Consider the following 10357-nt stretch of genomic DNA (forward strand, 5'->3'; position numbering starts at 1 on the left):
GTTCAGGCAGCGCTTTGGAGGGCGGAGGACGAACAGGTGCAGATTTAATCCAATAGGATGAAGGCCATGCTATGCTAGAGGGGGGGCGGAAATCCATCATTCGCTGCAGTTGCAAAACAAGCCAAATTTTTCTTCACCTTGACCACTTATGGTCTGAACGTTCTTGCAGCAGTTCGTAGCTCGGATCGGGGTGCGCTGGTGTGTACAACGGCAGCGGTCCATAGCGACTGTTCACCGACCGCCAAGCTTCCCGTTGCCGAGATTGGCAGGAACCTGCATTGTCGCTGCGGAGGCACGCGCTTGGATTCTTACTTGCAGCTCGCAGAGACGGTCTTGAGAACGGCCCGTCGTCCTATGGGCGCGAAGGCAATCCTTGACCTCGCCTATCGGGCAGGGGTCGTTCCGAAGCATCTCCATGGGAAGACACAGCAGAAGACGCTTCAGGCTCGGCTCAGCGAAGAGATCCTCCATCATCGCGAGACGTCTCCGTTCTACAGGACCGAACCAGGGCAGTTTTTCCTGACCGAGTTCCTCGACGCGGATGACATCCCCGCTGAGTGGAAGACGCCCTTCCCGGCGCGTCGCCGGACACGGGACCTGACACGTGACAATACCCTCGGGGTGAAGCGCTCGTTCCTTGAACGATGGCGCCGAACCTTTGCCGACGCCGACGATTTCTTTCGCGCAGCCGAGGCCGAAGAGGCGATGGCCTACATGCATCCCGACGAGATGGATGAACGGGGATATAGCGCAACGTGGACCTTCGCCATGGTGGTGAAGGACGACTGCACGCTTGCCTACCGGGTCGGTCGCTATCGCGATGATCGCGACACCTTCGCCAAGCGTCGATGTATCGGGTTCCCCGGTCCGCTGACGGTCGAAGACTTGACGCTCTTCTCGTATGATCGGCTCGGCGCCGAAGACAGCGCTGTGAAGGTCTTAATCCAGGACCTCGACATCTCCTTCGCCTCCTTTCACGGTCAAGGAAAACACCGCCCCACAGTCGAGCATGTGATGGTGGTCGACTCGGATGACGGCTTGGATGTGGTAATAGTGTTGACGTGGAACTGCCCTCGGTGGTTCGAACCGACGACGCGACGATTGTCGCTGAATGACCCGCATTGGCTATGTACGTCGGTGCGACACAACGATCTGGATGACTTCGAGCCGTGGAGTTCGAAGATCCTGGCCGCGCAAGCGGCGGGTGAGGAACGGACGACGGTTGGCGAAGAAGCGGATCACGGACCAGCAGGCAGGTTATCTCGCGTCCGAATTGGCGGGTAGCGACGACTCACGCCGTCAAAAGGTCGCGCTTCAGGACCTGAGCCGCCTCTACCGAACCGGCCATGTTCTCGCACCGGAGACGGCACCGCGCGTCGAACAGCAGATCGTTGGCCTGACTGACATGAGCAGGGATGAGAAAGTCATCCGCTGGGGCCTGAACGCCCTCGCCAGGGTTGGAACCGTGCAATGCATCGGCAGCGTCGAACGGGCAATCGAGCGTTACGCGGCGGTGCCAGAGATCGTCGCGGCGGGCGTATCTGCTCTCGCCCGGCTTCGGATGGGTCAGCTTTCCGGCATCGCGGCCTTGGGAGGCGTCCCACCCGAGGTGCAGATGCTTGCCGCGATGCAGACGGTCGATCCTAGCACGCTTGCTGCGACCGGATTGCAGATCGACATCGCGGTGGCCGACCCAGAAATACTGAAGTTGGCGCTAATCGTAGTCGGTCTCGACCGTGACGTGCAGCACCTACTTCACCCACGTCACGAGAACGGCGTGATCGTCCGGGAGTTGGGTCAGCACGACGACCTCATTGTCCGTCAGTACGCCGTCTGGGCGGTGATCGAGAACCACCGTCTCACCCTCGATCACCTAGGGATCGATCTCGACGGCATCGAATCCCAACCCCCAAATGTACAAGCAAAGCTCCTCCAGCTGGCAGCCGCGCAGGTGCCGGACCTCGTTCGACGGCAGACCCTAATCATCCAGGGCACGCATCTTCCGTCTGTCGAGGCGCGGGAAGGTCTCGCAAAGGGTCTTCTCTATACTCACTTCGACGGCTTGGCGGACGTCACCTTGAACTGGTTTGAGGTGGACGACGCTGCGCGGGTCCGCGTCCTCCTTGCGGAACACTTTGCCCGATACTCCGACGAGCAGCCAAGCTACCGCGAAAAGGCCCTAGAGCTAGTTGAGGAAGGGGGCGCGTTGCGCGAGCGTGTCCTTCTCGGCGCCGAGGGGACAACACTTTTCGGGGAGATCAAGAAGGCGGAAGGGCAGGCGGCGCTCGGCTTCCTCGATCTCGGTGGCGATGAGCAAGCGAAGCGATTGGAGGAGGCCGTGAAGATAGCAAAACGTGACACGGTGCTCGTATTGAATGCGACTCCCGAGAACCTGGGTCATCTGCGCACGGATAAAGAGGCTGCCGAGCTCGAGCGCCAGCTTGAGACGGTCCGGAATCGAGAGCGCGATCTTCACATCGTTCAGCGGTTCGCCGTGAGACCACGAGATATCCAAAGGGAACTACTGAATAACCGACCGAAAATCCTGCACTTCAGCGGCCATGGCGATGCGGGCGTTCTCGCGTTCGAGGGCGAGACCGGGGAGGCGGTCCCGATCAAGGGCGAGGTTCTCGCCGATATGTTGGGCATCTACGGCAGGCTGGAATGCGTGGTGCTCCACGCGTGCTATAGCGAGTGGATCGCGCAACTCTGCGCCGAACAGGTCGATGTCGTGATCGGTTCGACCCGAGGCGTCAACGATCGGACGGCGCCTCTGTTCACCTACGCCTTCTATCAGGCGCTCGCGAACGGCCGACCCTACGAAAACGCGTTTCGTGCCGGCCAAGTCGAAGTGAGGGCGGTAAGCGAAGAGGATGCTGCACGGTACGCCTTCTTTGGCAGATGATCCGCCGTCAGTTCGACGCCTTCGGAGCAGCCGTATCGCTCGATGCGGGCTTGTATGGCTGAGGCGGGGCAGGGCGTGTCAGCGACGCGCTCGGATTCTTGTTGATGCCGCCACGTTCGACCCGGCTTTCAGGAAGCGGGCGGCTCTTGCCGAGAACTCTGATCACCTTCGAACTACGGGCCATCGTGTGAATCCTCCTCGGGCGGGGGTGGCGCCCCTTCAATATTGGCGCTTTCGGCCGGAAACTCCAGTGTCATTCCCTTGGGATCACGAGCCAGGTACATCCGGGCGACCTTGATCGTCGGCTCTCCAGTCGCCGTGTCAAAGGCCTCTACTTGGCTCAGGACCAGCTCTCGCAGTCCCGGCGCCTCCGAAAACTGGTCAACGAAGCCTGTGAAGGTCTGACCGGTCTGTTCGTCGCGAACATTCACATAGAACGCACGAGGGTCGTCGGAACTGAGAAGGTAGTCCCAGACATCCTCGTCTCCGTAGCGTCTGGTCACTCTGATCTTCTGAAGGAAGCGCACCACGAGTTTGTAGCGCTGCACCGCCAGCCAAGCCGGGGCCAGCACGAAGGCCATTGCGGTCGCGACAAGAATGTCATCCACAACGGATCGTCCGAGGGTCTGCGCCACTTCCGCGTCGTCCAGGGCGATCGCGGTTAGGTTGAAGGAAGCGACTTTTGCTACCCAAGGGATGCGGTAGATGAGGTACGTTGCCAGATATGCAGTAAGACCGAAAACGAAAACGTTGACGACGAACTCAGACTGAGTCGGTTTGACCTGCCGGGCATAACGCGCGTCGAGCCGAGCCCAGATGATGCCGGGGAGAAAGATCAGTGCGAGTGTGAGGAGCAACGTGTTCATGCGAGGTGTCCAAGGCTGCGTGGATGGACATCACACGAGAAGGTCCTCTGATCAAAGGCCCAACTGGGTGATTGTAACGGAATAATGGACTACCACGACGCGCCAAAGAGCGTGGCTTAGAGGAAGCTTTGATGGAACGGTGAAAGAAATAGAGGAGTTGGGGGCGCCCTTCCGCACTCGGAAGGTCCGCTTCGGGCGCGGGCATTCTTGAATTCTTCGGTCCTTGCCAATTCCAGCCGTTTTCCTGGCCTTCACAATTGCAGCACACAACTCGAGAGTTATGCGTTTCTATTCAAATGGCCCTGCACTGCCTTCCAAACTTCTTGCGGCGACCGATGCAGGACGGACTGTCTTCGTCTGCGGCGCGGGCGTCTCTTTAGCGAAGGCAGGGTTGCCGACCTTCCAAGGCCTCCTGCAAAGCGCCCTTGAAGCTCTCCGTCCCATGCCGGACGGCCCCGCTGGACGCTTGCTAGCGGCAGAGGCGGCCATCCGCTCGGCAAGCCCCCCGATCCCGATGCCCCCAGGCTTCTCTAGCCTCGCTGCGGCGGACCGGGTCTTCGGCGAACTCGAAGCCGAGTTCCACGTCGATACGGTCGAGGGTGTGGTAGCCAAACACCTGCGAGTTCAGGGAGATGCAGATCTTTCCGCTCACCGTACGGTGTTGCAGCTCGCCTCAGGTGGCGGAACCGGACCCCGCATCGTGACCACTAACTTCGACCGGCTCTTCGAAATGGCCGACCCTGAGGCGGCTGTGCATCTCCCGCCAGATCTCCCGCAGGAGGTCAACGGCATTGTGAAGCTCCACGGCTCGCTAGATGGAGCGGGGCTGCCGGCTAGTGGCGGTTTCGTTCTTTCCACTGCCAGCTTCGGCGCGGCCTACCTCGCCGATGGCTGGGCAGCACGCTTCATGCGTGATCTTCTGGAGCGGCACACGGTCGTCTTCCTCGGCTACTCTGCAGACGACCCGCCGATGCAGTATTTGCTCGAAGGTATGCGCCGCACGGGTACGCCTACTGGGCAGGCCTACGCGTTCCATCCTGGCGATGACGGAGGACGCTGGGCGGCAAAGGGCGTCACCGCTTTACCCTACGACGCGTCCTCGGGGCATACGACCCTGTGGGATACGCTTTCTGCATGGGCCGACCGTGTCGCTGACCCATCCAGATGGCGCGCCGGAATCGCTAATCGCTCGCGTCCCGGACCGCGTGCGCTTGCGCCTCACGAGCGGGGACAAGTGGCCGAACTTCTTGACTCACGGGAGGGCGCCATGGCCTTCGCCGAAGCCGAACCGCCCGCCGAATGGGTCTGCGTTCTGGATCCGTCGGCCCGTTTCGGCCCTCCTGGGCATGAAGCGCCGACTCGATACCGACGCGATGCGGCACAAGTCGACCCGCAACACCTCTATAGGCTGGATGACGACCCAAACGTACCGCTTGACCATTCACGATCCTGGCCGCAGCGCGCGGCACCATCCGATGCATGGAACGCCTTCGCCTGGACCGAGGCGGATCACGTCGAGGTCCTACAGGATCTGGCAGTGGCCGCTCGATCGGGGCTCGCAAGCGGGGAGCTTCCCGTGCCTCCGCGCCTCCTGGCAATCGAGGCGTGGCTTGCAAGAGTTGCCGACGAGCCTGCCTCCCTCTGGTGGTGGTCACGGCAAGGCACGCCAAGGGGACGCTTCCGCTGGATGATGCGACACGATCGCACGCGTGGCGAGGGTCCGAGTGATGCTTGGGCAGCTTGGCAAATGCTGTACGAAAGTTGGGACGCCGCCTCGATCCCGACGCGGTTCAACGATCCCCAGCTTGCCGTGCACGAGTTCAAACGAAGCACGGCCGAGACGGGTTGGACGCCCGCGGTTGTCCGCCACTTCGAGGAGATGGCGCGCCCACGAATTAGGGTCCGACCCGACACTTCTGCTGCACCGCCCCCTCGAGAGGCCGGCGTCTCGCGGCGTCAGATGTTTTCGACCGAGATTGAATACCGCGATGACTTCTGGCGCATCGATTGTCCTGACGAATGGGTCGGATCCGTCGCGCATGCGCTTGGCCGGAACCTAGCGAGGCTCGGAGAACTCGTTTCTGAGAGACGCGGCTTGTTCGCCCTATCGAGTCTGCCACCGTTCGTACGGCCCGGCGACGACGACTCCGCCTACGAGTACAAGCGCGATCTTGGCGCAGCGGTCTTCGGATACTGCGCCCTGCTCGACCGACTCCGCGGCATCGACCGCGCCGTCTTCGACCGCCACGTCGCGGCCTGGCCCGACGGACCGTTCCGCGCCCGCCTGCGGCTGTGGCTCGCCTTGGATAGGGAGCGTTCGGACGGCACGACGGCGGCAGCAGCCCTGATCGAGATGCCGGAGGATCTGTTCTGGTACTCTCGCATGCAGCGCGATCTTCTCCACGCCATCCGCGACCGCTGGGACGATCTGCCGGAGGAGGCGCAAGAGCGCCTTACGGAGCGCCTTCGAGCCGGCCCAAGCGACGAGGTTCTGCATTGGGCGAAGTTTGAGGATCGACCCGAGGTCCGCGCATGGTTGCGACTCGATGCCGTAGGGTGGCTGACTCATGAGGGCGTAGCCCTCCCCCTTGATTGGCCTGCCTGCCGAGCGGCGTGGCAGCAAGATGCCCCTCGCTGGTCGGAGAAGGATATCGGGCGTGCGATCGACCCCCTCGTCTCGCGCGGCGGCACGGTCGCGACGGATACCGATCACACCATGCTGGACGACATTCCCAGCGAACAGGTCGTTTCAGTCGCGCTGGAGCATACCGGACGGACCGACGACTTCCTTGTCGAGGCTGACCCGTTCGCTGGGCTTGCGCGAGACGATCTTGGTCGTGCCTGCGATGCCATCCGCGGGTCGACCGCCAGCGACGAGGATCGGGGCAAAGCGCTGCACAAGCTCCTCGTCGCAGCCGTCGAGGCGAAGCACCCAGTCGATCCAATCCTTAACCTCTTGCAGGAATGCTCGGACGAGATACTCGCTCACGAGCCTTGGGCCATCGGGTACTGGACGGTGTCGACATCCAGGGACAACACGGACCTTCGGGACTTGAATCCCCTCCTCGACCGCTTCGTCCGGCTACTCCGCGATGTCCCGTGGCCTAGCGATCCCGACCCCGAGCCGGACTGGGTTTTCAGAGCCATCAATGCGCCCGCTGGACAGGTGGCGGAAACGATGATGCGTGATCCCCGCCTCCCCAATGCGGATGGGGGCATCTTCCCAGAGGGCTGGCAAACGCGAGCCGAGGAGATGTTGCGTCTACCGCATCCGCACGGCGAGCATGCGCTGACGATTTTCGGTGGCCAGACACGGTTCCTCCACGCACACGCTCCCGACTGGACGGGGACCCACGTCCTGTCCGCTATCGACAGCATCCGCGGGGACGCCTTGCTCGCTGGGCTGATGCAGAACAACCAACAGTTCTCCGCGGCGCTGTTCGAACAAGTGCGCCCCCTTCTCGTCGCCGGCGCCGTGGACGCGCGCGAAGGCAGGGGCGCAGGATGGCTCGCGGGGCAACTCCTGCTCGCATGGCGCCTGGACGGATCGCTGAACGACGAGACCCTCCGCGATGTCCTGAGGCGTGGAAACGAGGTGATCCGCCTCGCGGCCATTCGCGAGGCCGGGCGCCTTTTGACCGACGAAGATGCTCTCGACCGCTTCTTCCGCTCGATCTGGCCGAAGCAGGCGGCGTTGCAAACCGACCGAGTGGTCACGGCCCTTGCGGACCTCGCCTTGGCCGGCCAGGCGTGCGGCGCCATCGATCCGCACCTGCGGCAGCTCAAAGCATGGCCTGAGCTGCACCTCCTTCGGAACTTGGACGAGGCAGTGAAGGCGCGCCCCATGCATGCATTGGAGGTCTTAGATCGGCTCATCCCCGACGTGCCACCCAGTCCCGTCTACGACGCGACCGAAATGCTGGAGTTGCTGGTTTCCACTGACTCGACCTTGGCGGCCGATCCGAGGCTCCTCCGTTTGCGGCAAATGGTCGAGTGAGGGATAAACGCGCAAGAGGTAGAAGAACTGTATGGTCGGACGCAACGCCCTACACCATGACCTTGAGGGAATTCACGCAGTTCGGAACGTTCTCTAGGCTTCCTCTAAGCCCCTATGCGACGCTGCTTCGCAGCACCCGCCTTCAAGGCAAGGTCCGCTCTGGGCCGAGCAAAGATTGGGTATGGGCGTTCAGATTGGTCGCATCCTGCTCGCCGCGTCCCGACCGGAGTATTTTCGTCAGTCCAGTGGCGCGGGTAACGCCTTGAACGGCCCGAAGCCCCGCCGATCCATCTCGGTCTTGAGCCAGTCCGAGACGTAGATATCAGTGGGCACGATGTTCGGAAGCCGCCATATATGGTTCTCTCCGATGACCTCCCTGTTAAGGGTCGGCGGCTGGTTCTTGACATAGTTCCAGCCAAGGACCTTGCCGGTTCGCTTGGACCGAAACTCCCGGACCGACGACTTCTCCGGCACGAGGGCTTCCAGCATCCGCGGAACCTTCAACATCGAATATCGATCCGACACGACCGCCCCGTCGCCGAGTTCCAACTCAACCGGATCGAAATGCACGCCCTCCGGATCGTTTTCCGAGAGCAACGCACGCAGGTCCGCGCTAACCAGCACATCGCCCAGCATGCGACCTTTTGCGAGATGCCGGTCGTGCCACACGCCACTGTGCAGATACATCAGCACCGGCAGATAGTCTGCGTGGAGGGGGTCCGTTCCCCAATTCGTAGAGTCCGTTTGATCGAACTGCTCTTTCGAGCGTCCACGGTAGCCGAGCTGTATGGCATCGGCCCGGTCATCCCAAAGCGCCTCGATGCGCCATGCGACCTCGGCTTTGTCAAGCATCGTACCTGCTCCGGCAGTCATCCCCTCGTCTCTGCGCGCCGTCTTCGCCCAGATAACCCTTCCTCACGGTCCAAGCGGTCCAGCTCATCCGCAAGGTGCCCTCTGGCGAGGACCATCTGCGATCGGGACGCGATCGGAGCCTCGCTCCAGCGGCGCGAGGAACGATCGTAGAAGGCGGTCAGATCCATATCCAGTGCTGTCACATTCAGCGGCTTATCGTGCCTGATGTGCTTTGCCTTTATCGATTTCGGCATGGTGTGCCAGATATGGCGAAGTTCCCATTTGCGTTGCTCCCATAGATCCGGGCCGTCACGCCAGAGCATGGGCAGTACCGCTTCACCAAACGGAGCGATTGCCTCCGACCAAGTGAATTCGTAGTCAGACGTGCGCTCACAGAAGCCCTCTGCTTCCATCGCCGCGATCAGAGAGTTGAAATGGGGTGGCAGCTTGTGTGTACCCCAACCGACCGGCAGACGCGCCAGAAAAAGCCCACGGTCCGCCCCGACCTGCTGGGAATAATGCGCGCCGACGTACAGCACGTGACGCAACGCGGTATCTCCTATCCAATCCTCGTCGAAGCGAATTGCCGCAAGCGATGCCCGTAACGTCGGCTCCGGCCCTGAGACAATGGAATGGTACTGGCTCATGTCGTCTGGCGCGTCATCGGCCACGACGATGCCCCGATCATGCAGCCACTCTTCAAGACGACGAGACCCCGGAACTTCTTCGGGATAGGCGCCGTCACCCGGAGATGGATCGGGCCGGCCCGGGCCGACATAGTGCTCGCCGGGATGGACCTCCTGATCCGGACGCCAACCGCTTCGCGAAGGGTCCTTTCGGTGCGATCGATTGCCCAGCATCACCTGCATCCACAATCTCGCGTGTATTGCTTCACGCACGCATGCGTCAGAAATCATCATCGTTCTCGTCATTAGACTGACTTGCGCAGGCATCCAAATACTGAGGGGAAGAGGGCTGTCTGCCAAGAATGGCGATCAAATGGCGAATTAACGGTGTTTCATCTGCAGTCGAGGCCTGGATCGGCTCCGATTTCTCGCCCTCTGCCGGGATATTACACTTTGGGCGCAGCGAATGTCAGCTTCGAATGGCTGCACTGCGGCATCGTCACCTTAGGCTGGATGGCCGCTCAGGGCCGGCGTATCCTTCAGGACCATGCCGAGCCACACCGCCTCACGAAGCGAGCCGGGCAGACGCTAGCCGTGACGGTTCGATTAGCTCGTTATCCCGTGCGAAATCCGGGCAGGCCACATGCACGCTGGACACCGTGCCGACCGACGAAGTGCGAGTTAGGACCGACAAGACTCCTTTTCCTCGACTTCGCAGCGAGATGGATTGAACCAAGAGGCCTCGCGGAGACGCGTAGCCGCCGGGGGTGCTCGACATTACCGCAGACCTCTGGCCCGGCTCCTGCCTTGAAGTGAGCGGCTCTTCTGACTCAGTAATACGTGGCTGTGACACACTGGTCCCGATCGGTGGGACCATGACCGTAAAAGCCACCGGTCGCGGCGGAGAAAGTAGTTACGTCGCCTCCTGCCGAAGCATCAGTGTTCACTGAGGTCACGTCCCTGGCGTTGGTGTAGCTGGGGCGGTCATCGAGGATCGGTAAAGTTGGGTTGCTGAGCCAGCCTGAACCGAAGGAAGCCCCTGATGACCAAGCCTGGAGTTCCCCCGGTTTCGTGGACACCCTTTGACTGAAGTTGGAAGGTGTTCACACCA

General features: G+C 61.7%; 6 protein-coding genes. 3 read left to right on the forward strand and 3 right to left on the reverse strand.

Annotated elements, in window-relative coordinates:
* Window positions 1–138 precede the first annotated feature (138 nt).
* Both jaqu_RS10260 and jaqu_RS20640 read left to right on the forward strand, forming a co-directional pair.
* Window positions 139–1284 (forward strand): winged helix-turn-helix domain-containing protein, encoded by a 1146-nt coding sequence (locus jaqu_RS10260; protein WP_084629707.1) that lies wholly within the window; start codon window positions 139–141, stop codon window positions 1282–1284.
* Entirely contained in the window at window positions 1223–2905 is a 1683-nt protein-coding gene (locus jaqu_RS20640; protein ID WP_052500908.1) for a CHAT domain-containing protein, read from the forward strand. The genes jaqu_RS10260 and jaqu_RS20640 overlap by 62 nt, the downstream gene beginning before the upstream one ends.
* A gap of 173 nt (window positions 2906–3078) precedes the next feature.
* Here jaqu_RS20640 and jaqu_RS10270 read toward each other — a convergent pair whose 3' ends face one another.
* A complete protein-coding gene (locus jaqu_RS10270) occupies window positions 3079–3771 on the reverse strand; it encodes a DUF6338 family protein (protein ID WP_043918892.1) in 693 nt (230 codons plus the stop codon).
* 442 nt (window positions 3772–4213) lie between these two features.
* Between jaqu_RS10270 and jaqu_RS21075 the strand changes: the two genes are divergently transcribed.
* Window positions 4214–7768, forward strand: coding sequence for an SIR2 family protein (locus jaqu_RS21075; RefSeq protein WP_161793859.1), 3555 nt, complete (start codon window positions 4214–4216; stop codon window positions 7766–7768).
* 237 nt (window positions 7769–8005) lie between these two features.
* Here the strand turns inward: jaqu_RS21075 and jaqu_RS10285 are convergent, their stop codons facing one another.
* A complete protein-coding gene (locus jaqu_RS10285) occupies window positions 8006–8620 on the reverse strand; it encodes an imm11 family protein (protein ID WP_043918895.1) in 615 nt (204 codons plus the stop codon).
* 17 nt (window positions 8621–8637) lie between these two features.
* Window positions 8638–9489 (reverse strand): hypothetical protein, encoded by an 852-nt coding sequence (locus tag jaqu_RS10290; protein ID WP_141134412.1) that lies wholly within the window; start codon window positions 9487–9489, stop codon window positions 8638–8640.
* Window positions 9490–10357: the final 868 nt, after the last annotated feature.

This window comes from Jannaschia aquimarina, from assembly GCF_000877395.1.
Classification (GTDB): domain Bacteria; phylum Pseudomonadota; class Alphaproteobacteria; order Rhodobacterales; family Rhodobacteraceae; genus Jannaschia; species Jannaschia aquimarina.